This is a genomic window from Marinobacter similis (genome assembly GCF_000830985.1).
GTDB lineage: Bacteria > Pseudomonadota > Gammaproteobacteria > Pseudomonadales > Oleiphilaceae > Marinobacter > Marinobacter similis.
On sequence record NZ_CP007151.1, the window covers coordinates 2,833,500 to 2,858,037 of the forward strand.

Annotated in this window: 23 protein-coding genes; 20 read left to right on the top strand and 3 right to left on the bottom strand. The window is 54.4% G+C overall.

The features are described from left to right. Nucleotides 1-383 precede the first annotated feature (383 nt). From typA to AU14_RS13215, 6 genes are all read left to right on the top strand, one after another. Nucleotides 384-2,195 (top strand): translational GTPase TypA, encoded by a 1,812-nt coding sequence (gene typA, locus AU14_RS13195; RefSeq protein ID WP_041341522.1) that lies wholly within the window; start codon nucleotides 384-386, stop codon nucleotides 2,193-2,195. Nucleotides 2,196-2,291: 96 nt separating this feature from the next. Beyond that, complete coding sequence (gene pip, locus AU14_RS13200) at nucleotides 2,292-3,254, top strand: prolyl aminopeptidase (protein WP_041341525.1); 963 nt, start codon at nucleotides 2,292-2,294, stop codon at nucleotides 3,252-3,254. A 102-nt stretch (nucleotides 3,255-3,356) separates the two neighbouring features. After that, nucleotides 3,357-3,794, top strand: coding sequence for a D-aminoacyl-tRNA deacylase (dtd, locus tag AU14_RS13205; protein ID WP_041341527.1), 438 nt, complete (start codon nucleotides 3,357-3,359; stop codon nucleotides 3,792-3,794). Between the two features lie 520 nt (nucleotides 3,795-4,314). Beyond that, a complete protein-coding gene (locus AU14_RS13210; RefSeq protein ID WP_041341528.1) occupies nucleotides 4,315-5,367 on the top strand; it encodes a porin in 1,053 nt (350 codons plus the stop codon). Nucleotides 5,368-5,470: 103 nt separating this feature from the next. Continuing rightward, the gene (locus AU14_RS22925; protein WP_269079050.1) at nucleotides 5,471-5,848 is read left to right on the top strand and encodes a CYTH domain-containing protein; all 378 of its coding nucleotides are present in this window, start codon (nucleotides 5,471-5,473) and stop codon (nucleotides 5,846-5,848) included. Beyond that, complete coding sequence (locus AU14_RS13215) at nucleotides 5,734-6,330, top strand: CYTH domain-containing protein (RefSeq protein ID WP_269079051.1); 597 nt, start codon at nucleotides 5,734-5,736, stop codon at nucleotides 6,328-6,330. Before AU14_RS22925 ends, AU14_RS13215 begins: the two co-directional genes overlap by 115 nt. 9 nt (nucleotides 6,331-6,339) lie before the next feature. Here the strand turns inward: AU14_RS13215 and AU14_RS13220 are convergent, their stop codons facing one another. Next, nucleotides 6,340-7,500: a potassium channel protein gene (locus tag AU14_RS13220; protein ID WP_041341530.1), complete on the bottom strand. Its 1,161-nt coding sequence runs from the start codon at nucleotides 7,498-7,500 to the stop codon at nucleotides 6,340-6,342. 81 nt (nucleotides 7,501-7,581) lie between these two features. On the opposite strand from AU14_RS13220, the gene glnE reads away from it, so the two are divergent. The 3 genes from glnE (at nucleotide 7,582) to AU14_RS13235 (ending at nucleotide 11,984) form a co-directional block, all read left to right on the top strand. Continuing rightward, complete coding sequence (gene glnE / locus AU14_RS13225; protein ID WP_041341533.1) at nucleotides 7,582-10,485, top strand: bifunctional [glutamate--ammonia ligase]-adenylyl-L-tyrosine phosphorylase/[glutamate--ammonia-ligase] adenylyltransferase; 2,904 nt, start codon at nucleotides 7,582-7,584, stop codon at nucleotides 10,483-10,485. Between the two features lie 79 nt (nucleotides 10,486-10,564). Next, nucleotides 10,565-11,491 (top strand): branched-chain amino acid transaminase, encoded by a 927-nt coding sequence (locus tag AU14_RS13230; RefSeq protein WP_041341536.1) that lies wholly within the window; start codon nucleotides 10,565-10,567, stop codon nucleotides 11,489-11,491. An 88-nt stretch (nucleotides 11,492-11,579) separates the two neighbouring features. Further along, the gene (locus AU14_RS13235) at nucleotides 11,580-11,984 is read left to right on the top strand and encodes a DUF6165 family protein (RefSeq protein ID WP_041341538.1); all 405 of its coding nucleotides are present in this window, start codon (nucleotides 11,580-11,582) and stop codon (nucleotides 11,982-11,984) included. A 62-nt stretch (nucleotides 11,985-12,046) separates the two neighbouring features. Here AU14_RS13235 and AU14_RS13240 read toward each other — a convergent pair whose 3' ends face one another. After that, a complete protein-coding gene (locus AU14_RS13240; protein ID WP_041343983.1) occupies nucleotides 12,047-13,111 on the bottom strand; it encodes a glycosyltransferase family 9 protein in 1,065 nt (354 codons plus the stop codon). Nucleotides 13,112-13,268: 157 nt separating this feature from the next. Between AU14_RS13240 and AU14_RS13245 the strand changes: the two genes are divergently transcribed. Both AU14_RS13245 and AU14_RS13250 read left to right on the top strand, forming a co-directional pair. Continuing rightward, nucleotides 13,269-14,000 carry a 3-deoxy-D-manno-octulosonic acid kinase gene (locus AU14_RS13245; RefSeq protein ID WP_148312752.1) on the top strand — a complete coding sequence of 244 codons (732 nt, stop codon included), beginning with the start codon at nucleotides 13,269-13,271 and terminating at the stop codon, nucleotides 13,998-14,000. A gap of 22 nt (nucleotides 14,001-14,022) precedes the next feature. Next, nucleotides 14,023-14,706 (top strand): BUD32 family EKC/KEOPS complex subunit, encoded by a 684-nt coding sequence (locus tag AU14_RS13250; RefSeq protein WP_041341544.1) that lies wholly within the window; start codon nucleotides 14,023-14,025, stop codon nucleotides 14,704-14,706. Between the two features lie 2 nt (nucleotides 14,707-14,708). On the opposite strand, the gene AU14_RS18705 is transcribed toward AU14_RS13250, so the two are convergent. Beyond that, nucleotides 14,709-15,587 (bottom strand): glycosyltransferase family 2 protein, encoded by an 879-nt coding sequence (locus tag AU14_RS18705; RefSeq protein ID WP_052472051.1) that lies wholly within the window; start codon nucleotides 15,585-15,587, stop codon nucleotides 14,709-14,711. Nucleotides 15,588-15,829: 242 nt separating this feature from the next. Here AU14_RS18705 and AU14_RS13260 point away from each other — a divergent pair, with 242 nt between their 5' ends. From AU14_RS13260 to AU14_RS21805, 9 genes are all read left to right on the top strand, one after another. After that, on the top strand, nucleotides 15,830-17,074 hold the full coding sequence (locus tag AU14_RS13260) for an O-antigen ligase family protein (protein WP_148312753.1): 1,245 nt from the start codon (nucleotides 15,830-15,832) through the stop codon (nucleotides 17,072-17,074). Further along, nucleotides 17,004-17,831, top strand: a complete 828-nt coding sequence (locus tag AU14_RS13265; RefSeq protein ID WP_158498321.1) for a glycosyltransferase — start codon at nucleotides 17,004-17,006, stop codon at nucleotides 17,829-17,831. The genes AU14_RS13260 and AU14_RS13265 overlap by 71 nt, the downstream gene beginning before the upstream one ends. A gap of 86 nt (nucleotides 17,832-17,917) precedes the next feature. Further along, nucleotides 17,918-18,916 carry a UDP-N-acetylglucosamine 4,6-dehydratase (inverting) gene (gene pseB, locus AU14_RS13270; protein ID WP_041341550.1) on the top strand — a complete coding sequence of 333 codons (999 nt, stop codon included), beginning with the start codon at nucleotides 17,918-17,920 and terminating at the stop codon, nucleotides 18,914-18,916. Nucleotides 18,917-18,918: 2 nt separating this feature from the next. Continuing rightward, entirely contained in the window at nucleotides 18,919-20,079 is a 1,161-nt protein-coding gene (pseC, locus tag AU14_RS13275; RefSeq protein WP_041341553.1) for a UDP-4-amino-4,6-dideoxy-N-acetyl-beta-L-altrosamine transaminase, read from the top strand. Beyond that, nucleotides 20,076-20,783 (top strand): pseudaminic acid cytidylyltransferase, encoded by a 708-nt coding sequence (pseF, locus tag AU14_RS13280; protein ID WP_041341556.1) that lies wholly within the window; start codon nucleotides 20,076-20,078, stop codon nucleotides 20,781-20,783. Before pseC ends, pseF begins: the two co-directional genes overlap by 4 nt. Then, the gene (gene pseG / locus AU14_RS13285; protein ID WP_041341559.1) at nucleotides 20,780-21,886 is read left to right on the top strand and encodes a UDP-2,4-diacetamido-2,4,6-trideoxy-beta-L-altropyranose hydrolase; all 1,107 of its coding nucleotides are present in this window, start codon (nucleotides 20,780-20,782) and stop codon (nucleotides 21,884-21,886) included. The genes pseF and pseG overlap by 4 nt, the downstream gene beginning before the upstream one ends. After that, nucleotides 21,883-22,410 (top strand): UDP-4-amino-4,6-dideoxy-N-acetyl-beta-L-altrosamine N-acetyltransferase, encoded by a 528-nt coding sequence (gene pseH, locus AU14_RS13290; protein WP_236744073.1) that lies wholly within the window; start codon nucleotides 21,883-21,885, stop codon nucleotides 22,408-22,410. The genes pseG and pseH overlap by 4 nt, the downstream gene beginning before the upstream one ends. Beyond that, nucleotides 22,400-23,452: a pseudaminic acid synthase gene (gene pseI / locus AU14_RS13295; protein ID WP_041341562.1), complete on the top strand. Its 1,053-nt coding sequence runs from the start codon at nucleotides 22,400-22,402 to the stop codon at nucleotides 23,450-23,452. Before pseH ends, pseI begins: the two co-directional genes overlap by 11 nt. Before the next feature lie 139 nt (nucleotides 23,453-23,591). Beyond that, nucleotides 23,592-24,518 carry a hypothetical protein gene (locus AU14_RS21805; protein ID WP_236744074.1) on the top strand — a complete coding sequence of 309 codons (927 nt, stop codon included), beginning with the start codon at nucleotides 23,592-23,594 and terminating at the stop codon, nucleotides 24,516-24,518. Nucleotides 24,519-24,538: the final 20 nt, after the last annotated feature.

The following is a 24,538-nucleotide window of genomic DNA, read 5'->3' on the forward strand; positions in this document are numbered from 1 at the left end:
GCGCTTGCCAATTTTTGGGGCGTGCGCCAGAAGCGCACAGTGGTGCGGCCTGCAGCGCTTTTATGGGTATGGTAGGGCTTTGTTCTGGCGCAAGCTCAACCGGTAAGCGCACCAGTGTGGTGCGTAATTAGCCGGCCGTGATCACTTGTGGTGCAGCCGCTCGGCGCAGATATAGTCGTTTATCTGCATATAATCAGTGTGGACTTTTCGATATACTGCCCGCCGCCTCATTTGCTCCCGGACCTTTTTAGCTGGCTGGGACGCGCCGATGCCGCCCGGTATCGGACAATGGGTTCACTTTACGGATTTGAGACGGCATGTGAGAGGTTTTACCTCCTTAAGACCCTCTCAGGTCAAAGAAAGCATGCCGCAGGATTATAGTTGTGATTGAAAAGCTTCGTAATATCGCCATCATCGCGCACGTCGACCATGGTAAGACGACCCTCGTTGACAAACTGCTGCGCCAATCCGGCACGTTGGATCGTAAAGAGCTCGAAAACGAGCGCGTTATGGATTCCAACGACCAGGAGAAAGAGCGTGGTATCACCATTCTGGCCAAGAACACGGCCCTGAAATGGAATGAGTACGATATCAACATCGTCGACACCCCGGGCCACGCCGATTTTGGCGGCGAAGTGGAGCGGGTGATGAGCATGGTGGATTGCGTGTTGCTGGTGGTCGATTCTATCGATGGCCCGATGCCGCAAACCCGCTTTGTAACTCAGAAAGCATTCGCAGCCGGCCTGCGTCCTATTGTTATCGTGAACAAGATCGACCGTCCGGGTGCGCGTCCGGATTGGGTAGTGGATCAGGTATTCGATCTGTTTGACGCCCTCGGTGCCACCGATGAACAGTTGGACTTCCCGATTGTTTACGCCAGCGCCCTGAACGGCATCGCCGGTATGGATCACGAAAACCTCGACGACAACATGGATGCTGTATTCCAGGCCATCGTCGACCACGTGCCCGCGCCGAACGTTGATATGGACGGCCCGTTCCAGATGCAGATCTCCCAGCTGGACTACAACAGCTTCCTGGGCGTGATCGGTATCGGCCGCATCGCGCGGGGTAAGATCAAGACCAACTCTCCGGTAACCGCCATTGGCGCCGACGGCAAGAAGCGCAACGGTCGTATCCTCAAGATCATGGGTCACTCCGGTCTGCAGCGGGTTGAAGTTGATGAAGCCCAAGCGGGCGACATTGTTTGCGTCAGCGGTATGGATGAGCTGTTTATCTCCGATACCCTGTGTGATCAGTCCCAGGTTGAAGCGCTGCCGGCACTGACCGTCGACGAGCCGACTGTTTCCATGACCTTCCAGGTCAACGACTCGCCCTTCGCAGGTAAAGAGGGCAAGTACGTGACCAGCCGCAACATTAAAGAGCGTCTGGAAAAAGAGTTGCTGCACAACGTAGCCCTGCGTGTGGAGGAAGGCGAGTCTGCCGACAAATTCAAAGTGTCCGGTCGTGGCGAGCTGCACCTGTCGGTTCTGATCGAGAACATGCGTCGTGAGAACTTCGAGCTGGCGGTTGGCCGCCCGGAAGTAGTCATTCGCGAAATTGACGGCGTGAAGCAGGAGCCGTACGAAAATGTCATCGTCGACATTGAAGAGCAGCACCAGGGTCCTGTCATGGAGCAGATGGGTCTGCGTAAGGGCGACCTGACCAACATGGTTCCGGACGGAAAAGGGCGCATGCGTCTTGATTACACCATCCCGGCCCGTGGCCTGATTGGCTTCCGTAACACCTTCCTGACCATGACTTCAGGTACCGGTATCCTGACGTCCACCTTCAGCCATTACGGCCCGATCAAGGTCGGTGACGTCACCAGCCGCCAAAACGGTGTTCTGGTGTCCATGGCAACAGGTACAGCGCTGACTTACTCGCTGGAAACCCTGCAGAGTCGCGGCAAGCTGTTCCTGGATCCAGGCCAGGAAATCTACGAAGGTCAGTTGTGCGGCATTCACAGCCGTGACAACGACATGGTCATGAACCCGACCAAAGGCAAGAAGCTCGACAACATGCGTGCTTCGGGCAAGGACGAGGTTATTGGCCTGGTGCCGCCGATCAAGTTCACTCTTGAGCAGGCGCTCGAGTTCATCGATGACGACGAGCTGGTAGAGGTGACGCCCAAGTCCATCCGCCTGCGTAAGAAGTTGTTGACGGAGAACGAGCGCAAGCGCGCCAAGAAGAAGTAAATTCCAGTAGGAATTTCAAAGGGGCGGATCAGGTTTGATCCGCCCCTTTTTGTTCATATCAGCTAAACTCCGGTTAAACCTTTGCCGGATCGCGTCATGCTCACCCTCTATCCCGACATCAAGCCCAATGCCCAGCACCGCATTGCGGTGGACCCACCCCATGAACTGTATGTGGAAGAGAGCGGGAACCCGGAGGGCATCCCCGTGCTGGTGGTACACGGTGGGCCCGGTGGTGGTTGCGAGGACTTTCACCGGCGCTTCTTCGATGCCGAGCGGTTCCGCATAATCCTGATGGATCAGCGCGGGGCAGGGCGCTCCTCACCTTTGGCTGAGCTTGAGGGTAATAGCACGGACAAGCTCATCGAGGATATGGAAACGGTGCGCTCTTTTTTGGGTGTCGATAAGTGGCTGCTGTTCGGCGGTAGTTGGGGTTCTACCCTCAGCCTGGTGTATGCGCAGACTCATCCGGAGCGAGTCCTCGGGCTGGTGCTGCGGGGCATCTTCCTGTGCCGTCCTCGCGATATTCAATGGTTTTATCAGGATGGCGCCAGCCGGGTGTTTCCGGACTACTGGCAGGATTTTGAAACCCAGATACCCGTCGAAGAACGGGGCGACATGGTCGCGGCCTATTACAAAAGACTAACCAGCGCTAACGAATTGGAACAAATTCAGGCAGCCAAGGCCTGGTCCGTCTGGGAAGGGCGCTGCGCTACATTGCATCCTAATCCGAGGGTGGTGGAGCATTTTGGGCATCCGCACGTTGCCATCGCCCTTGCACGCATCGAGTGTCATTACTTCATGAACAAGGCCTTCCTTGAGCCAGATCAGATCGTGCGGGAGGCGCACACGCTGGCGGATATTCCGGGCATTATCGTCCATGGCCGCTACGACATGGTCTGCCCGCTGGATAACGCGCTCGCGTTAAGCAAGGCCTGGCCCGGAGCAGATCTTCGGATTATCCGGGACGCCGGGCATTCTGCCTCTGAACCCGCAATAGTTGATGCCCTGATCCGGGGGGTTGAAGAGGTCGTCGCCAAATCTGGAGAAAGTGCGAGCTAGTCGTACTTTTTGATGGTTGCGGTTCGTTAATCCTGCCGATAGACTCAGTAGCCATTCGACATTCTCCCGCTTAACAATTCCTAGAGAAGTGCATGAAAGCTTATCCAGCGAGTATCGGAAGCCAGTGTCGTCGTGAGCAATCAACAGGTTGGTGCCATCAGGGCGGGCCTGCTTCTGTTGTTAGGCGTTGAACGTGGCGATGCGGATGCACAGGCCAGGGAGCTGTGCCAAAAGATACTTACCTATCGAGTGTTTCCTGATGACCAGGGCCGCATGAACCGGAGTCTGCTGGATACCGGTGGCGAGCTTCTTGTTGTCCCCCAATTTACCCTTGCTGCCGACACGGCCTCGGGCACACGCCCCGGTTTCTCCAGTGCGGCTGCTCCTGATTTGGCAGAAACGCTCTATCGCACGTTTATAGCGACTGCACAGGCTGAGCTTGGCAGCGAGCGCGTAGCCGAGGGTAGGTTCGGTGCGGATATGAAAGTGCGGCTTGTTAATGACGGCCCGGTAACCTTCATGCTGGAGGTTAAGGGATGAGCAAGGTTTTGGTAAGAATCGCGCTCTGCTCCATGATGAGGCGAGCCAGCCTCTGGTGTATTTGATTGGTGCGTCTAACAGCGCCTCATCATGAGGTCAGAGGTTAAGTAACAGATTTGTAATTTTTAAGATTCTGATTTTAAAGGGTTAAAATAAGTTTGGCCCCAATATTGTAAAAAGAACGTCAGATGGCTTCTGAGTGCTGGATCGCATAAACACTTGCCTTTCTGGTGCAAAACGAGCTAAAAATGCAACGCTAAAAGTTTGCAAAAACAGATGGCTTGTATTAAAACAGGTTCATCATGCAGGGCTTTAACAAAGACCTGTAAGTGACTGAGCTGAAAAGATCTGCTGGGAGGCGGATCTTAATAACTAGAAGAAAAGTTATCCTGGGTGTCATGAAACTGACATAGGGGTAATACAGAATCGGGCCTATCCAGCGAAGACTGGTAGTGCCTTACAAAATCGGGACAAAAACCCGTCGCTAAAACCTGAGTTAACTCAAAAAGGAAGACGCAAAATGAAAAAAACGCTCATCGCATCCGCTATTGCAGCCGCGACCTTCTCTGGCGCAGCCTTCGCAGCAGACGGCAACATGTCCGCTTCTGAGCTGGCAGCCAAGATGGATTCCATGCCGCAGGTTTACGGTAACATCCAGTACGCCGTTGACTACACAGACATCGACGGCAGTGGCTCTGGTCTCGACCATTTCGACAATGGAACCACCTTGGGTGTGAAGCATGATCATGAAATCATGCCTGGCCTGACCGGTTTCCTTAAGTTGGAGCTTGAAGGCATCAACGCAAATAACAAAGCTTCCAGCTCAGGTATCGATTCCTTAGATGAAGCCTACGTCGGCGTGATGGGCGACGGCTTTGGTCAGCTGTGGGTCGGTTCGGACGACTCTCTGTACGAGAGTTCAATTGCAAAGATCGCTAACTTTCACGAGATCGGAACGGGCCTGGACGGTAGCTACACCACGGGCGAAGGCGACCTGATCCAGTATAAGACTCCATCCTTCGGCGGTTTGACATTGGGAGCTGCTGTCCAGATCAACGGTGAGACTGATGCTGAGAGCAAGTCCTATCCTTACCAGTTGGCAGCCACCTACGCTGTAGATGCTTTCGAACTGGCGGTTGCCATGGACTCCAATGATGGTAATACCGGCTACTCCAAAGACGGATTTGATGGAGAGGTTGTTGATCCCGCTGAGCTGGATGACAACAATGAGAACACCTATGGTGTGCGCGCGACATACTCCATGGACAATGTAAGCGTTACCGGTGAGTATCAGACTCGCAAAGACGTAAGCAAGGAGTTTGGTGTAATTGGTGTTTACAGCATGGGAGCTAATCAGTTCTCTGCCGCCTACCAAGTGGTTGAGGACGATGCGCCGGGTGCGTCCAACGGTGACAAAGAAGATGTGATCGCCCTGCAGGCGCTGCACAACGTCTCTGATCACATGTACGTCTATGTCGAGAGCTTCTTCTACTCTGCTGACAATGACAATGAGTACGCCGTGGGTGCCGATCAGAAAACTCGTACAGCTGTTGGTGCTGTTTACTACTTCTGATCAGCTAACCAGCTAGTTCAGATTTAGTCGAAAACCGGCGACCTTTCGGGTCGCCGGTTTTTTTATGTATTCTGAAATGATCGAAACGACCGGGAGCGCAGATATGGCAGAAGAGCTGGAGATCAAACTGACGCTGACAGATGAGGCTTTAGAGCGGGCTTTGGCCTGGCTGCGGAGTCAGCAGGAGGCTAGTCTTGGGCCGGTGAAGACCCTGGTAAATATTTACTACGACACGCGGGATGCTGCCCTCAATGGGCAGAGGGCAGCACTGCGAGTGCGCCAGGCTGGCGATCGTTATATCCAGACGCTGAAAACCCAGGGTGATTTTGTCGGCGGAGCCATCGGCGCGAGGAGTGGGAGTGGCCGTTGCCTTCGACAGACCTTAATCTGGTTCTGCTGGCCGATACGCCTTTGGCTGATCGCGTTAACATTGCCGACCTTCGGCCGGTATTCGAAACCAACTTCGAACGCCAGGTTGTAATGATTCTGGACGGGAAGACCAGCATCGAAGTCGCGATTGATCGTGGTCAGATTGTGAGTGGCACGCGACAGTTACCCCTGAATGAGCTGGAGTTGGAACTCAAGGCTGGCGATTCGGCGGCGTTGCTCGTCTGGGCCAAAAAGCTGGCCGAGCAGGTTCCGGTCTTTCTTAATCTGGTGAGTAAAGCGGAGCAGGGCTATTACCTGGCTGGACTACACGAACCAGACTTTCCAGGGCCGCCCGACAATGAAGTCCTGTCGGTGAGCGATTTCCTGCATGGGCTGAGCCAGTCGTGTCTAGTCGGTCAGCCATGTCCGATAAGTCGCTGGAATCTGACCGAAGTCAGGGCCAGGGCGGCAAAGGAAGGCGTGAGCGAATCGCTGCAGATGGTTGAAACCGCACTTCAACGAGGCGCGCGCATTGCCGATCTTGCTCGCGAGCCAGTGCTCGGACAATTGCAGCTGGCCATCGCGAGTGAATAAGGCGAAAAACTACGGCATGTCGGCCTTGCGGTCGTCTGCTTTGCCATTGCTTTCATGCCACCGAGCCAGGAAATCCCGGTACCGGTCCAGGGCTTCCTGAACTACTTCCACGCCTGGTGTGTCTGTCGATTTTACCAGTACGATCAGGCCGCTCCCCTCAATTTCGTCATGGGTTGAGGGGTGACAGATAATTTCATTGTCGTTATCGATGTAGGCCAGCGCGGTTCCGATGTCATGGCGTATCAGCGCGCTGACGATGTCGGCCCAATTCAGGTCGTCCAGCTTCAGATCGTAACGGTGCGGGTGGTCGTGCTCATAGTTGAACATGTCCTCCAGAACCTTTTCTGACCCCGGCGCCACCACCGAGCGCACCATGATTTCCGGGTAGGTTCGCACCGGCCGTATTATCGTGCGAATGCCCAGAGCCTTGAAGCGCCCCCGATTACCGTCTTCCACGCATTCCAGTGTGGTATTGCAGGCCAGGTTCTGTTCGCTGAGCCGGTGGGCAATGTCGAACGTCAGGCTGTCTGACTGCAAATCCGTCTCGTCTGAGGCCAGCACTACGATGTGCCGAGCACTGCCCGCGTGCACTGCCTTCAGCGCCTCCGGTTCGAAACCAGAGCCGTGGTAGTGAATGAGGCCCATATCGGCAAGCTCAGTAGGCAGTCCTTGTGGAAACTGCCTGGTCAGAAGCATGATTGGGATAGTTTCGTACTCGGGTATCGAGCGAATTTGGGAAGCAAAACGCATGAAGTACTGCTCGCCCCCGTGTTTCGGGGTATTTATAACAATGATGTGGCCTTTCATTTTATAGATCCAGCGTCCGGTCAGAATGCGTTCCCGGCGGTAGAACCGGTACTCGATAAAGTCACTGACAATGAGAGTCAGCAAAGTGATGGCGCCGACAAACATGATCAGGATGGTGCTTAAGCGCCCTAAGGTTGTTTTCGGTGCGAAGTCGCCATAGCCAACCGTTGATACGGTGGTCATGGTGATCCATATGGATTCGAAGAGGCTGAGATCTTCGACATTCCACATTATCAGGACTTGGGTACTTAGCAGGCCCGCCAGAATTAGGAAAAGCCGTTTTACCCGTTTGCGGATCAGCCCACCCATCGGAAGATGTGTTTGCTCGTGCTCCGGGTTCAGTGGGCGTCGGTTTCTCAGCATTCCGGGAGTCAGGCCTGTTTAGTCGCGGGTGAGTTCGTTATACAGTACCGGAAATATAACAGAGAGACAGGGGTTTGCATTATGTCTGAGCCGTGGAGCTCCCTTCCGACACCCTTAGCTGACGACGTTGCCTCGTGCTGGGATTCGGTGTTCCCTGAAGGCGTGCCTGGCTGGCTGACCTCCAAGGCCGGACAGTCGGAAGAAACCATAGCCGGGGCCGTGGCGCGAAGTGTTTTCGTGCGTCAGGTGCTGGAGCGGTATCCCGAGCATGTCCAGATCATGGTGCAAGCCCATCCACTGACAGAGCCGACAACTCCCGAGTTTCTGACACAGCGCTGGCAGGATTACCTGGGCCCGGTGAATGACGAGTCGTCCCTGCACTCGGCTCTGCGCCAGTTCCGCCGCGAGGTTCAGTTCCGGATTATCTGGCGCGACCTGCTGCGCTGGGCTGACCTGGCTGAAACCGTTGCGGCAACCAGTGCCTTTGCCGATACCTGCATTGAGGGTGCGTTGCACTGGCTTTATCAGGATGCCTGCGAGCAGTCTGGCACGCCCTATGGACCCGACCCGGTCACCGGCGAGGATGCACCCCAGAGAATGGTGGTGCTGGGCATGGGTAAGCTCGGCGGTCGCGAGTTGAATGTGTCTTCGGATATTGACCTGATTTTTGCCTTTCCCGATAAAGGTGAAACCCGGGGCGGCCGCCGCTCCGTCGATAACCAGACGTTCTTTATCCGCCTTGGCCAGCGCCTGATTCAGGCGCTGGACCAGATCACCGCCGATGGTTTTGTCTTCCGTGTGGATATGCGGCTCCGTCCCTATGGCCAAAGTGGCGCGCTGGCCCTGAGCTTTGCCGCACTGGAAGCTTATTACCAGGATCAGGGCAGGGACTGGGAGCGTTACGCCATGGTGAAGGCCCGTGTGGTCGCCGGTGACCAGGCTGCGGGCAAAGTGCTGATGGAGACTCTGCGCCCCTTCGTGTACCGCAAGTACATTGACTTCAGTGCGTTCGAATCGTTGCGAAGCATGAAAGCGATGATCGGCCGCGAGGTTCGTCGCAAGGGGCTGGAAAACAACATTAAGCTCGGTAGTGGTGGCATTCGGGAAATTGAATTTGTGGTCCAGGCGTTCCAGCTGATTCGCGGTGGCCGCGATCGGGAGCTCCAGCAGCGCGAATTGCTTGTCATTCTCAAGGAGCTTGAGGAACTTGAGCTGCTACCGCCAAACGTCGTTAAGGAATTGAAAGAGGCATACGTCTTCCTGCGTAACCTGGAGCATGCGCTGCAAGGGATGGCCGACAAGCAGACCCAGTTGTTGCCCGAGGATGACCTGAACAAAGCGCGGGTCGCACTGATTATGGGCTTTGACGATTGGCAGAGCTGTGAGTCGGCATTGGAAGCCCACCGCCAGCGGGTTGCGACCCATTTTGCCAACATCATTGCGACTGAGGACGACGATGAAGAGGGGGCTGGCGCTCTGGAAGAAGGCTGGCAGGAGCTTTGGCTGGCGGAGCTGGATGAGGAGGCCTCCGTCCGCTGGCTGGCCGACCACGGCTACGAAGACGCGCCTGGCAGCTATACGCTGCTGCGGGAGTTGCGGGAGAACCGGACGGTTCAGACTCTTCAGACCCAGGGCCGCAGACGTCTGAACCAGTTCATGCCGATGTTGCTCGACGCTTTGACCCAGGTCGACAACCCTTCCGAAACCCTGTCCCGCGTGCTGCAGTTGGTGGAAGCCATCCTTCGGCGAACCGCTTACATGGTGCTGCTGCTGGAAAATCCCGGTGCCTGTACGCAACTGGTCAGTCTCTGTAGCGAAAGTCCCTGGATCGCCCAACAGCTGGCAGAAACCCCGTTGTTGCTGGACGAGTTGCTGAATGCTGAAAGCCTGTATCACCCGCCGGCCAAAGCCGAGTTGCAGGATGATTTGCGGCAACAGATGCTGAGGATTCCGTTTGAGGATCTGGAAGAGCAGATGGAGTCCCTGCGCCACTTTAAAAAGGCGCATCTCTTACGGCTGGCCGCATCGGAGCTGAAAGGCACGCTGCCGCTGATGAAGGTCAGTGATTATCTGACCTGGCTGGCGGAAGTGGTGCTGGACCACGTGGTGAATGTGGCTTTCTCCAATCTGGTGAGCCGACACGGATACCCGAAACGCGCCGATGGCTCAGTGTGTGAGACCGACTTTGCGATCATCGGGTACGGCAAGCTCGGTGGCATTGAGCTCGGCTACACCTCGGACCTTGATCTGGTGTTTGTTCATGGCGCCGATCCCGAGCTCGCAACCGATGGTGAGAAATCGATTGATAACGCGGTTTTTTACACCCGGTTAGGGCAGCGCATTGTCCATATCCTGAACACCCAGACGCCTTCGGGCCTGCTGTATGAGGTCGATATGCGATTGCGGCCCTCGGGCAATTCGGGCCTCCTGGTCAGCACGTTGCACGCGTTTGAAAAGTACCAGCGTAGCGAAGCCTGGACCTGGGAGCATCAGGCCCTGGCTCGCGCCCGCGGGGTGGCGGGCTGCCGGGAGACACTGGAGGCGTTCGAATCGATTCGACACGATATCCTGTGCCAGTCTCGGAACCGGGAAAAGCTCCGGCAGGAAGTGGTCGATATGCGGGAGAAAATGCGCACCAGCCTGGGCACGCCGGAGTCCCGTCAGCAAGACGTCTTCCATATCAAGCACGACACCGGCGGCATCGTCGATATCGAGTTTCTGGTGCAGTACCTGATGCTGGCCAATTGCGCCGACCACCCGGAGCTGACCCAGTGGTCGGACAACATTCGCCAGATGGAGGCATTGGGGCAGGTTGGGGTGATGTCGGTAGCGGATACTGAGAAGCTGCGCGATGTCTTTATCGCCTTGCGGTCGACCATTCATCGGCGAGCACTGCAGAACCTGAACAGTGAGGTGGAGGCGGGTAACTTCCCGGGGGAGCGTGACTACGTTCGGAGGCTTTGGCAGGATATCATGATTGGTTAGCTTGCTAAGTTTTCTTCCTGCGAAGTTTCCTGCTAGAATGCCCAATCCCCGAAAACCGCTTTTTTAGGAGCAACGAAGAATGTCGATGGCTGATCGCGATGGCCACATCTGGCTGGATGGTGAAATGGTTCCCTGGCGGGAAGCCAAAACTCACGTGCTTACCCACACCCTGCATTATGGTCTGGGCTGTTTTGAGGGCGTGCGAGCCTACAACACCGCCAACGGTCCGGCTATTTTTCGTCTGAAAGAGCACACTGATCGGCTGTTCCGCTCCGCTCACATCCTCAACATGAAGATGCCGTTCAGCAAGGAAGAACTGAACGAAGCGCAGTGCGCAGCCGTACGTGAAAACAACCTGGACGAAGCCTACCTGCGTCCCATGGTGTTCCTGGGCTCCGAAGGCATGGGCCTGCGCGCCGATAACCTTAAGGTTCATGTGATGGTCGCGGCCTGGAGCTGGCCCTCCTACATGTCGCCGGAAGCCAAGGAAGTGGGCATCAAGGTGCGGACGTCGTCCTACACCCGTCACCACGTCAATATCACCATGTGCAAGGCGAAGGCGAACGGCAACTACATCAACTCCATGCTGGCGCTGAATGAAGCCATTGCCAGTGGTTGTGAGGAAGCGTTGCTGCTGGATAACGAAGGTTATGTGGCGGAAGGTTCGGGTGAGAACATCTTCATTCTTCGCGACGGCGTGCTGCATACGCCTGAGCTCACCTCCTGTCTGGAAGGTATTACCCGACAGACCATCCTGGATTTCGCCAGCGAGCTGAACATTCCGGTGAAAGAGCGTCGCATCACCCGTGATGAAGTGTACATCGCCGATGAAGCCTTCTTCACAGGCACCGCCGCTGAAGTTCTGCCGATCCGCGAACTGGATGGCCGTTCCATTGGTGCCGGCAAGCGTGGTCCGGTCACCGAAAAGCTGCAGGCCATGTACTTCGATGCCGTGAAGGGCAAGCTTGAGAACCGCAGTAGCTGGCTGACCCACGTTAAGGTCTGATCAGCGAAGGATTATCCAGGCCGCCTCCTGTGTTGCTGCAGTCAGGCGGCTTTGTTGTTTAAATTCACTCTATTTTCAGGAACAGCACATGGCAGACGTCATTAAAGTCCCCGTCTCCTTCGGCGAGGTTCTCGACAAAATCACCATCCTCGAAATCAAGTCCGAGCGCATCAAGGACGAGGCCAAGCTCAAGAACGTACGTTTGGAGCTGGACGAGCTCAGTGCCACCTGGGACGAAGCCGTTACCGATCAGAGCGCAATCGCCGACCTGAGGAAGCAGCTCAAGGCTGTGAACGAGGAACTGTGGGTGATTGAAGACGATATCCGGGATCAGGAAGCTGCGCAGGATTTTGGCGACCGCTTCATTGAGCTCGCCCGAGCGGTCTATGTAACCAACGACAAGCGTGCAGCGATCAAGAAAGACGTGAACCTGGCCCTGGGCTCACGCTTCGTGGAAGAAAAATCCTATCAGGATTACACCGCTCGCAAGTGACTCTTTAGTCACTGAGATCCGGATTCATCCGGTGTAAAGCGGACATCGAAAACGGCGTTGGATCAGCTCAGGTCCGACGCCGTTTTTGGTTCTGCTGCACGCCGGCTCTGAATCCACTTGTCCAGCATGTCGGTGGCATCCTGTACTGTCACCAGTTCCATCGCGCCTTCAAACTCCGCTTTAGCGCCCCATCGAGACTGATCCACGGTTTTGCCGGTGAACTGTTCCAGCGCTTCCGGATAGCGGTTTACACACCACTCCAGTGAGTTGTAAGGGCCTGAACGGTAGGGGTTGCTGGCGGCGTAGATGCCGAGGACATCAGTACCCACGGCACTCGCTATGTGGGCCGGGCCGGTGTCTGGCGCTACCACCAGATCGGCGTGGGTCATCAGGGCCGTTAGCTGCTTCAGCGTATCCTTGCCACAGATGTTGTGGGCCTTTTCCTTCATTGCGGCTTCAATGGCGTCGCAGTACTCCGCCTCGAACGGCGCCGGGCTGCCGACAAGGATCACTTTCATGCCATGCTCACGGATGGCGTGATCCGCCAGTTGTGCATAGCGTTCCGCGGGCCAGTTTCGCAAGGTGTGGCTGGCGCACGGGCTGATCATAAGATTTTGCCGATCGGCTGCCAGCTGCTGGCGGGCGAACTCGTGGTCACCCTCGCTGAGCGGGATGTTCCATTGCGGCGCTGCGGGTAAAAGTCCGAGCGGCTCCAGGAAGCTGGCGAGGCAGTCGCGAACGTGTTGCTGTGGCGCAGGCGCAATCCGCTTGTTGATGAACAGGCTGTGCAGGTCTTTACTGCGGGCCTGGTCGTAGCCGACTTTCACCTTGGCCGGGATGCAGGCTGCGGCGAGGTTGGCCCGCAGTGCCACCTGCATGTGCAGCAGAGCGTCAAAGCTGCGGCCTTTCATCTGTTTGCGCAGATCAGCGTAGCCCTGACGGCCGGCTTTCTTGTCGAAGACAATAAACTCAACGCCCGGAAGATCGCCAATCAGCTTCGCCTCGATCTTGCCAATCACCCAGGTGATTTTCACGCCCGGCAGCTGCTCCTGAAGGCTCAGGACAACCGGAATGACGTGGGTGACGTCGCCTATGGCGGAAAGGCGGAGGATGCAGATGGAGGTCATAGGTGAGGCGATCATCGATGAAGGAGGCATTCCAAACTTTTGGGTATGGGGTGTAGAGCCGTTAACAGCACGTTGGTAAACTGAGCGCCATTCTAGCCTACAAGGCTACTAACGTCTTTACCTGGGGGCGCTGCTCAGGAGTGGGGATAAGAATTTCGTGACACGGCTTACCGAAAAGCGTTTTGGTGCAGGAGCTATGCAGCTCATTGTCTCGCCGGGCTACGAGCAGGTTACGGCGTCGTGGTTTTCACCGGACTTCTGGGGAAGAAGTGCGGCTCCTGTCTCCGCCGGTGGTCGAGGTGGTGCCTGGTTTATTGAGTCAGATACTTCTGAGCTCGTGCTTCGTCACTATCGCCGAGGCGGCTTAGTAGCTTCCTTAGCCGAGAAAACCTATTTTTTCACAGGGTTTGACCGAACTCGATCGACGGCGGAATTCAATTTGCTCCGGAAGCTTAGAGAGCTTTCTCTGCCCGTGCCCGAACCTGTTGCAGCTATTACTTGGAAGTACAGAGCGCTCTGGTATCGGGCGGCGATTCTCGTCAAGCGTATTCCTGGGGCGGTCACATTTGCGGAGTCCGAGTGCCTGGAAGAAGCCACTCTCTGGGCTGAGGTTGGGGCCTTGATCCGTCGATTCCACGACGAAGGCCTGGACCATGTTGACCTCAACTGCGACAACATCCTGGTATCAAGAGGTCGAATTTACCTGATTGATTTTGATCGCTGCCGATTAAGGGCTGGCGTTGAGAATAGCGCAGATGCTGAATGGAAGCGGAAGAATCTCGATCGGCTTTACCGGTCTGTGGAAAAGCGTTGTTCCCGGCTTGATTCAGAGAAGCGAGCTACTTGTTGGGCCTCCCTTTTGCGCGCTTATCAGAAAAAAAGTTCCTGATCTAACGAAAGCCGGATCACTAATGGTTAATGTCGAACTCGAAGAAGAGCTGCATTCCAATACGCGACGAACCCGAATTACCTATCGGGCATTCGTTGACGGTCAGGAAGTGGCGATCAAATGTTATCGAAAGCCTCTTTTCGGTCTTATCCATTGGCTGCGGGCAGTTCGTCGCGGGAGAAAAATCCGGCGGGCCGGCGGGCCAGTGCCCGCCATTGTCTACGCTGGCTGGGTCGCGTCGTTACGGTGCTTTGGGTTTAGTACATCGTATCTGGCCGGGTACCGGTCCTTGCGAGAGGTTCTCAATTCTGAATCCTCAAAATCGAAACAGCTGATAGTGATTGAAAAGTTAGGGCGTGCCGTGGCCGATATTCACGCGCGAGGAATTGAACAGCCTGATGGTAATCTGACTAACTTTTTGGTCAGTCCGGAGGGCTCTATGGCGATGGTGGACGAAGATGATATCCGGGTCTTCCGTTCGTGTCTGCCAGGGAAAAGAGCGGCATCTAACCTTGGCAATATAGCCGCGCGGCTCCCCGATAGGTCGATGAGGGAGCGGCTGCTTGCAGCGTATAAGCAAGAGATGTCCAAGTCATCTTTGAATCCTATTGATGACGCTTTGTATTGGTCTAGTGTTGCCGCGTGGCGTTCTCAGTTGGAAGATAAAAGGGCTAGCCGAAACATTGCGCCCCGACAATTTGATTAGGCTTAACGGCGCGCAAGGATCAGCAGGAATAGCCGCTTAAGCGCACGCACATCAAAAGGCTTGATTTTAATAAGAGCTAGCAGCGTTGCTCTGTATTCTGACCAGAGCCCTGCCTTTTTCTGTCGGCGCGCAAGAAGGTTCAGGTATCGGGACGCGAGCGATGGGTGCTTCTCAATAAAGTGTCCGTGTCTTTTGGCAATCATTGCGTCGCATCTGGCCTGTTTGGCCAGATTGTCGTTCGTGCTCAATCTCGGGCTTGGATGGACAAAGAAGTTGACGAGAGGTGCGTTGAGTAAGCCACAACCGCAACCATTATCCAGCATTCTGAAAATAAGCTCTCGATCCTCTGAAACAGCAAGGCTCTGATCGAAGCCATCGTTTTGCCGTATGGATTGAGTCAAAAACATCATGCCTGTCGTCCGAACGTATGTTGTTGCAACAAAGGACTTTTCAGTTCCCTTTTGAGGCCTTTTGATCAGGCACGGCTGAGTCTGGGCTTGGGAGCGTTTTCCATTGCAGGTGTTCAAAACATTCAGTATCGGCCATGCGAAATCTATCTCATTGCTATGGCAGCGCATGAACTCCAGCATTTTGGCAGCGTAGTCCGGCTGCAGTGTGTCGTCATCGTCGAGAAATGCCACATATGAGCTTTTGGCGATGGCGAGGCCCTTGTTTCTTGCCGCTGACACGCCCTTGGGTGCTTCGTGTCGATGGAGTGAGACTCGCGGGTCGTGATTCTCGATCGCTGCTGGCGGTGTGCTTCCATCATCGACAATAATTACTTCCAAGTCCTCGATAGTCTGACTCAACGCTGACCGAACAGCGTCGCTTAGCTTTTCGGGACGATTATGAGTCGGAATAATGATGGTAAGTTGGGTCATGCGACGTCAGTAGTGATGTATAAGATCGTGATTCTATCTGATGATAGTTTCAGATTCAGGCTCTGTACGGCTTGAGATTGAAAAGAAGTGTACAATTCTGCGTTTAAAGGTTTTGCCCTGAAGGTTACAGGCAACCATTGGCCTGCGGGCATCAGCGTCACCAACTTAGATTTAAGGGAACGGATTTGCATTTGTCACACCAGGCTAGAAGCTGGATCTTGCTTTGTTGGGCATGTCTTAGTTTGTCGGTCGTTTTTTCATCCCACTTGTGGCAAAGATCGACGGGTGCCGGTCTGAACCTGTTTGACGGCTTGATCACCCTGCCAACAATATTTGTCCTGATACCTCTTATGATCCGGCGAGGTTTGGTAGGCGGAGGTTTTCTGCTAGCTGCCTCGCCACTGTTTGCTTATCTAGCGCTCGCGCTGAGTTCAATGCTCTGGGCAGAGAACCCTGATAGTTCAAAGACTTTTAGAGCGGCTACTCAGCTCTTGGCGTTGTTTGTTCTCTTTTCGTACCTGAGGCTCACTGATAACACCTTCGTACTCAGGCGCGCCCTTTTAATTGCCTGTATGTGTACCGCTGTAGTTGCGGCGTGGCACCTGATCGTGGTGTACGGGGTTATGGAGGCGCCATGGGCGACCGTTCTCTATGGGGTCAATCAGCAGGAATTGGCGTTGTATGGAGTCAAACCTGTTAATGCCGTGCTGGCTACGCTTCTGGTCGTCCCTCAGGCTGCGTTATTGTTGGGATTGCTGTTGGAACAGCCTGACCGCAATCTCTGGCTCCGAGGGCTTGGATATTTGTCGCTCCTTGTACTAGTAACCATGATCATCGCACTGGAAAGGCGCACGGGGCAGGTTGCTATTGTTGTTGCCATTGCAGCCTGCGCTGTGCTCTATCGAAATCGAATCTGGTACATGCTTCTGGGGTTGGCGGTTTTTGCTGGCCTGCTCATCTTGATCTTTTTCCCAGATTTTATTCTTAGTCGAGGACTTTCCTGGCGTCCGTCTATCTGGCTGGCGACGATTGACGAAATTGGCAATGCTCCATTCTTTGGGCACGGTATAACCAATACTGTGCGGCCAGTGGAAGTCTATGACAGTGTAGTGGGGGTGATGAGAAATTTTCGCCATCCTCACAACATGGCACTCTCAGTCACTTATGCCTTAGGTTTTCTGGGGCTGATTCTTTGGTTGGCCTTGTGGGTGCCTGGTGTTCTTGCACGGGTTTTTTCGGGCCAAAGAAGAGTTGAGGAGCTATACATCTTACTACCGGTCATCGTAGGTGTTGTTGCGCTCATGTTCGATGGTGGTGAGCCGTTATCAACGTTCCATTTCAACTGGTTCTGTTTTTGGATTCCAATTGTTTTGCTGCTCTCAAGCCAGGCATTTTATGGAGCGATGGTCTCCTCCGATGAGATGCCATCTCGTATTCGGCGTATCTTCCCCTCTGCAGGCGTATCGAACTCAGGTCTTCTCTTATGAGTGTTATTCCCCGAAAACTACATTTTGTCTGGTCGGTGATGAGTCGGCGCGGCCGGAAGCTCACATTGATACTTGGCGCCACCAGCATCCGGACTTCGAGGTGAAAGTCTGGGGAAATGACGACTGGAAAGAAGGAAGCTGGGTTAATAAGAAACATATGGATCGGATTGCGACCATGGATCGGGGCCTTGCAGGCGTCGCAGATCTGATGCGATGGGAGATCCTTCTGACCGAGGGAGGGTTTGCGTTAGACGCGGATTCGGTGTGCCTGAGCAGACTTCCAGAGTGGATTTTCAATTGTAATCTGTTTGCGCTCTGGGAGAACGAGCACTGCCGTCCCGGCCTTATTGCGAATGGATACGTTGGCTCCGTTCCAAATCATGAGATCATTCGCACAGTTGTGAATAATATAAACGATATCCCTGACATCAGGCGCCGATTTGTCTGGAAAAAGCTTCGTTATAAAAAACGCAAAGTCTGGCAAACGACCGGTCCGGTACCATTCACAGATGCGTTTTTCTCCTCATCCTCCAGGGATGCGACGATTCTGCCGAGCCACTTTTTCTTGCCTTTGCATCATTCCGGGGTGGCTTATACGGGCGACGGCCCAGTCTACTCCTGTGAATTTTTTGCCGGGACCAAATCGAAATACAATGAGATGACAGAAACGGATCCGGCCAAGCTTGTCCAGGCAACGCGACAAAGGTTGGCTGACGAGACTGGTAATAAATGGCGCGGGCATACTACGCCAGAATGATTTGTCCGCCTTTGATAAACTCGAGTTATTGCGCTGGACACACACCCGATAATAGTTTTACACCGACATAGATCTGGATACCCACCATGTTGAAAGGCAAAACAATCCTGGTTACCGGCGGAACCGGCTCCTTTGGTCATAAGTTCATCCCGATGACGTTGGAGAAGTATGAGCCGAAGAAAATCATCGTATTCTCCAGGGATGAAATGAAGCAATGGGAAATGGCGAAGCTGTTTCAAGGTGATGATCGTCTTCGATTCTTCATTGGCGATGTGAGAGACCGCGATCGACTTTACCGGGCACTTGATGGTGTCGATTACGTCGTCCATGCGGCAGCTACGAAGATTGTTCCAACTGCTGAGTACAATCCATTCGAGTGCGTAAAAACCAACATACATGGTGCAATGAACCTTATTGATGCGGCGATTGATAAAGGCGTCAAAGGCGTTGTGGCATTGTCCACTGACAAGGCCAGCAGCCCGATCAACCTGTACGGTGCCACCAAGCTGGCGTCAGACAAGCTCTTCGTTGCTGGAAACTCCTACTCTGGTGGCCACGAGACGCGGTTTTCAGTGGTTCGCTACGGCAATGTGATGGGTTCGCGAGGATCCGTGATTCCATTTTTCATGTCGATCAAGGACAAGGGCGTCTTGCCGATCACCGACAACCGAATGACTCGTTTCATGATTTCTCTCGAGCAAGGGGTAGAGCTGGTTTGGCATGCCTTCGAGGACATGGAAGGCGGTGAGATCTATGTGAAGAAAATTCCATCCATGAAAGTGACCGATCTGGCGCGAGTCGTCGCGCCTGATGCAAAGCAGGAAGAGGTTGGCATTCGCCCGGGAGAAAAGCTCCACGAGCAGATGATTGGTGCTGAAGATGCGTATTACACCTACGAGTACCCGGAGCATTTCAAGATTCTGCCCGCAATTAATAGTTGGGATAAGGATGCCAACCGAATCAAGGACGGTAAAAAGGTTGCTGAAGGTTTCGTGTATTCCAGTGAGAGCAACAACGAATGGATGACAGGCGACCAGCTGCAGCAATGGATTGATCAGCACTACAGCGAGATAGGAAAGATCTGATCATGATTCCATATGGGAAACAGGACATAAGGCAATCCGATATTGATGCCGTTGTTGAGGTCTTGAAGTCTGATTTTCTGACTCAGGGGCCGGCGGTGCCGAGGTTTGAGCAGGCGGTTGCAAGCCATGTGGGCGCGAAGCATGCCATTGCTGTGAATAGCGCAACCTCTGCGCTTCATATCGCCTGTCTTGCGCTTGGTCTGAAGGCGGGGGACTGGCTCTGGACATCGCCTGTCACGTTCGTAGCCTCAGCCAATTGCGGACTTTACTGCGGCGCCAATATCGACTTTGTCGACATTGATCCTGTTTCCTACAACCTGTGCCCGAAGGCGCTTGAGAAGAAATTGGCAGTTGCTGAGCAACAAAACCGCCTGCCCAAAGTTGTGGTTGCGGTTCATCTGTGTGGGCAGCCTTGTGATATGGCTGCAATACACTCACTGTCAAAGCGGTACGGATTTGCGGTTATTGAAGACGCATCTCACGCCATTGGCGGTAAATATCGCGGTGAGTTCATTGGTAACGGCAGGTATAGCGACATTACAGTCTTCAGCTTTCATCCGGTGAAGATTGTAACGACTGCTGAGGGCGGGCTGGCTCTTACGCAGAACAGCGATTTGGCCCGGCAGATGGATCAGCTTCGCAGTCATGGTATTACCCGTGATCCTGCGCTGATGTCTCGTGAATCTGACGGGCCCTGGTACTACCAACAAACGGGACTTGGCTATAACTATCGGATGACAGATCTCCAAGCTGCGTTGGGTGCGAGCCAAATGACGCGGTTGGATAAGTATGTCAGCCGTCGCCACGAGTTGGCGGACGAGTACGATCGGCTGCTGGCCAATCTGCCTGTTAAAACTCCGGTCCAGCATCCGGACGGTTATTCCGGTCGCCACCTTTACGTCATCAGGCTTCGGTTAGACGATATTAACCGAACCCGGCGAGAGGTGTTTGAGTCCCTGAGGGCAAAAGGCATCGGTGTGAATGTGCATTACATACCGGTTCACACACAACCTTTTTATGCCCAGTTCGGATTTCAAGAAGGCCAGTACCCGAACGCTGAAAATTACTACTCTGAAGCAATCAGTCTCCCGCTGTTTCCGGGAATGTCAGCTGACGATCAAAGAGAAGTGGTTGCAGCACTGGCAGAGGCTCTTGGCGTATGAATCTCGCGGTAATACCGGCGCGCGGAGGTAGCAAACGAATTCCCCGCAAGAATATCAAACCCTTCTGCGGGCAACCTATGATTGCGTGGACCATAAAGGCAGCCATCGACAGTGGCTGTTTTGATCGGATCGTTGTCTCTACTGACGACGAGGAAATCGCATCTGTCGCCAGGGCCTGGGGGGCAGAGGTTCCCTTCATGCGGCCCGCAGAACTCGCCGACGACCATGCGGGTACCATGCCAGTGGTAGCCCATGCCATCCGCGAGCTCTCTCAGGATGATCCGCTCGAAAGTGTCTGCTGCCTATATGCGACTGCGCCCTTTGTGCGTCCCGAGGATATTGCCCGTGGGCAGAATACCCTCAACAAATCCGCTGATTGTGATTTTGCATTCACAGTGACGAGTTTTGCTTTCCCCATCCAGCGCGCTTTGAAAATGACGCCCAAAGGCCGCGTCAATATGTTCTGGCCTGAGCACTTTCAGACTCGCTCTCAGGACCTTGAAGAAGCCTGGCACGATGCAGGTCAGTTTTATTGGGGGCGACCGGATGCCTGGCTGGAGTCGCGCCCTCTGTTCTCCTCGCAATCATGCCCCATTGTGCTGCCTCGTCATCGGGTGCAGGACATTGATACTCCGGAAGACTGGGTTCGCGCAGAGTGGATGTTCAAGGCACTGCAACATGCTGAGAGTGGAACTCTGCAATGAGGGTTGTTTTTCGGGTCGATGCATCCCAGGAGATCGGTTCGGGTCATGTGATGCGGTGCCTGACCTTGGCTGATGAGCTCACCAATAGAGAGGCTGAATGCCACTTCGTGATTCGTCAGCAGTCGGGGGATATGATTGACCTGGTCGAGGCGCGTGGCTATCGGGTGCATCGTCTCGCTGAACAGGTTGATGATAGCTCAAGCCCGAGCCGGGCCGGCATGGCCGACGGCAATATCGGCCTTGCCCACGGTCATTGGTTGCTAGGCGGAGCCGAGCAGGACGCAGCCGATACGGCCAGTGTACTCGGCCTGCTGCGCCCAGACTGGTTGGTGGTAGATCACTATGGCATTGATTGGCGCTGGGAGACGGCTCTTGCCGGATTTTATGGTCGCCTGATGGTGGTCGATGATTTGGCAGACCGGGAGCACGTTTGCGATTTGTTGTTGGATCAGAATTTGGGACGCAAAGCGGGCGACTATGACGGCTTGGTTCCTGAGCGTTGCCGTGTTCTCACAGGGCCCGCGTACGCCTTGCTGCGCCCGGAGTTCAGGGAAGAGAGAGCTAAAAGCCGTGCACGTTACCGGGAGGGCGAACACCTTCTCATTAACCTCGGCGGAGTCGACAAAGACAATGTGACGGGCGATTTGCTGCTCGCCCTGAAAGCTTGCAGCCTTTCAGAAAACAGTCGCATCTCTGTCGTCATGGGGCGATACGCGCCATGGATACAGGGTGTGAAGGAGCGTGCAGAGTCTATGCCCTGGAAAACCCACGTACTCGTAGGTGTTGATAACATGGCAGAGTTGATGGCAAGCGCAGATGTCGCACTGGGTGCGGCCGGTGGAACTTCCTGGGAGCGTTGTTGCTTGGGCCTTCCATCGATTCTTGTTGTGCTGGCCGATAACCAGCGTTCGGGAGCTGCCGCCCTCGCTGAGGCGGGAGCGGCACTCGTGGGCGGAACACCTGAGCAATCAGTGTCCGATTTATGTCAGTTGTTGGCGGAGGTCCGGTCGCGTCGATACGATCTTGCATCGGCCTCTTCGGCTCTGTGTGACGGAGCGGGCGCTCCCCGGCTGGCAGATGCGCTGGCAGAGTTTGCACCATGAGCGAGAATACACTTCGCCCGATGACCGCGGCTGATCTAGAGACGGTGTTCCGTTGGCGCAATGACCCTCAGATCAGGCGGTTTATGTACACCACTCACCAGTTAGAATGGACAGAACACTGTGCTTGGTTCGAGCGTACACTGAGCACAGGCGGCGCCCATTTATTGATCTATCAATCGGATCAGACGCCCTTGGGGTTTGTGAACATTAGTTGCAAACGTTCGAAAGGCGTTGCGGATTGGGGGTTCTATCTCGCACCGGAGGCACCTGTTGGAACGGGCAGGTCCTTGGGTGCTGCCGTATTGAGATTCAGTTTTGATTCGCTTCGGCTGCACAAATTGTGCGGTGAGGTACTGTCCTTCAATGAACGGTCGATACGATTTCATCAGCGCCTCGGTTTCACCCAAGAGGGGCGGCTCAGAGAGCAGCACTTCGACGGAGACCGCTATCACGATATTGTCTGTTTTGGGCTGTTAAAGTCTGAATGGCAAGCGTTTTCACAAAGGGGGAACCATGTCTCTTAAGGTCATGTCGATTGACGGGCGTAAAATATCTAGGGAGGACCCGCCCTATATCATCGCGGAACTCTCGGCGAACCATAACGGAAGCCTAGAAACTGCCTTGAAAATCATAGAAGAAGCTCAGAAAGCCGGCGCTGATGCCGTAAAGCTGCAAACGTACCGTCCTGACACCATTACACTGAATTCTTCAGGACCTGATTTTCAGATTCATGGTGGGCTGTGGGATGGGCGCACGCTTTACGAGCTCTACGAAGAAGCGCACATGCCATGGGAGTGGCATAAGCCCCTATTTGAGCATGCGAGGTCATTGGGAATAACGATTTTCAGCTCACCGTTCGACACGACCGCTGTTGATCTGCTGGAAGAGCTGGGTGCCCCAGCCTACAAAATCGCCTCTTTTGAAGCCGTTGACCTTCCGCTTATCGAATACGTGGCTAAAACCGGCAAACCGATGATTATATCTACCGGAATGGCGGATGCCGAAGAAATTCAGGAAGCCATTGATGCTGCCAGAAGGGCAGGCTGTCAGGAACTGGCGGTTCTACATTGTGTCAGTGGCTACCCTGCTCCGGCAGAGGACTACAATCTCAGAACCATAACGGACATGATGGAGCGATTCGGCGTGGTGACGGGACTGTCCGATCATACGCTGGACAACACCACGGCAATTGCCAGTGTGGTGTTGGGCGCGTCGTTGATCGAAAAGCACTTTACACTGGACCGCGCCGGTGGCGGACCGGATGACAGCTTTTCTTTGGAGCCTGACGGACTCGCCGAATTGTGCCGCAATAGTAAGACGGCTTGGTCTTGCCTTGGTCAGGTCAACTATGGTCGAAAGTCCAGTGAACAGGGTAACGCGCAGTTCCGTCGATCGCTTTATTTCGTTGAAGATGTGAAAGCTGGTGAGCTCATACAGGAATCCGCCGTTAGAAGTGTCCGTCCGGGGTTCGGATTGGCTCCGAAACATTTGAAATCGGTGATTGGCAGGCGTGCGGCCGAGGACATCCCTTGCAATACACCCGTTTCCTGGAACAGGTTGGCATAGTGAGCTTGTAGGCGATTCCGGGGCAAATTCCAAAATGAGCACTAATTAAAGGTCGGTTATGTCATCGAGAGGGCTTTTTTTTATCACGAACCACGAGAACGCACCGCGTATCTCGCGCGCCCTCACGCACGCGTTTCCTGTGGTGATCTCCCGTGAGCGGACAGATCTGTCGATAGATCCGGACGCGGAGTTCCAGTTTTTTTCGACCGAGTACATAAAAGCGCCTTTTGCTGAGCGAGTCGGAAGTGCGACCTACAGGGAAATTGAGCCAGTGCTCGACCTGGCTCTTAACAATGGCCACACGTTCTACATTCTGGAGCGTTTGCGTTATTTCAATGGCGGCCAGAAAACCGATCCTTTCCGGAACTGTTTTAACTACCTGCCTCATTTGCAAGAAATGGTATTGCGGGCTACGGATCTGGTGTTGGCCTCTGAGGCGGACTACTTGGTGTTTAGCTCAACACCTCATGACATTGAGGCCTGGTTAACCTTTTTGGTAGCCGCTAGCCAGGGCAAAAAAGTATACGCCGTGGGCCAGAGCGAATTGCCATGGCGCGCTTATGTAAAGGAAATAAGGCCTGACGCGTCGCTAGGATGCCGTACTGTCGATTATTTTCCCCAAAGAACTGGCGATCGGCCTTCTGCTAGCCATGCTCCGTCGGAAGACGTCCGTCGTTACATTGCTCGAAAACAGAAAGACTACGTAGACGCAGAGCCCGACTACATGAAGAATCAGAAGTCTGGAAAAACCCGCAAAGATCGGGGTGCCCGATTAAAAAAATCCTTGCGTAGAGCATTTGAGGGACGGGAACCTAAGAATCGGGATTCGATCTCAAACGTTGATCGCGAAATCTCTAAATTGTTGACCAATTTTCGCTCAAGGAGGCTGCGGGCGGCTTTGAGTCGATTTGCAGTGAGTCGCTCCCGGAGTCGCCGTTTGTCACGGTGTTCCTTCACTTTCAGCCGGAACGGACGTCGATTCCTGAAGGGGGGCGATACGCGCCGCAGATCAACGCTGTCAAAGCATTGCGTGACGCACTGCCCGAGGCCACTGAGCTTGTGGTGAAAGAGCATCCGTCAATGTTC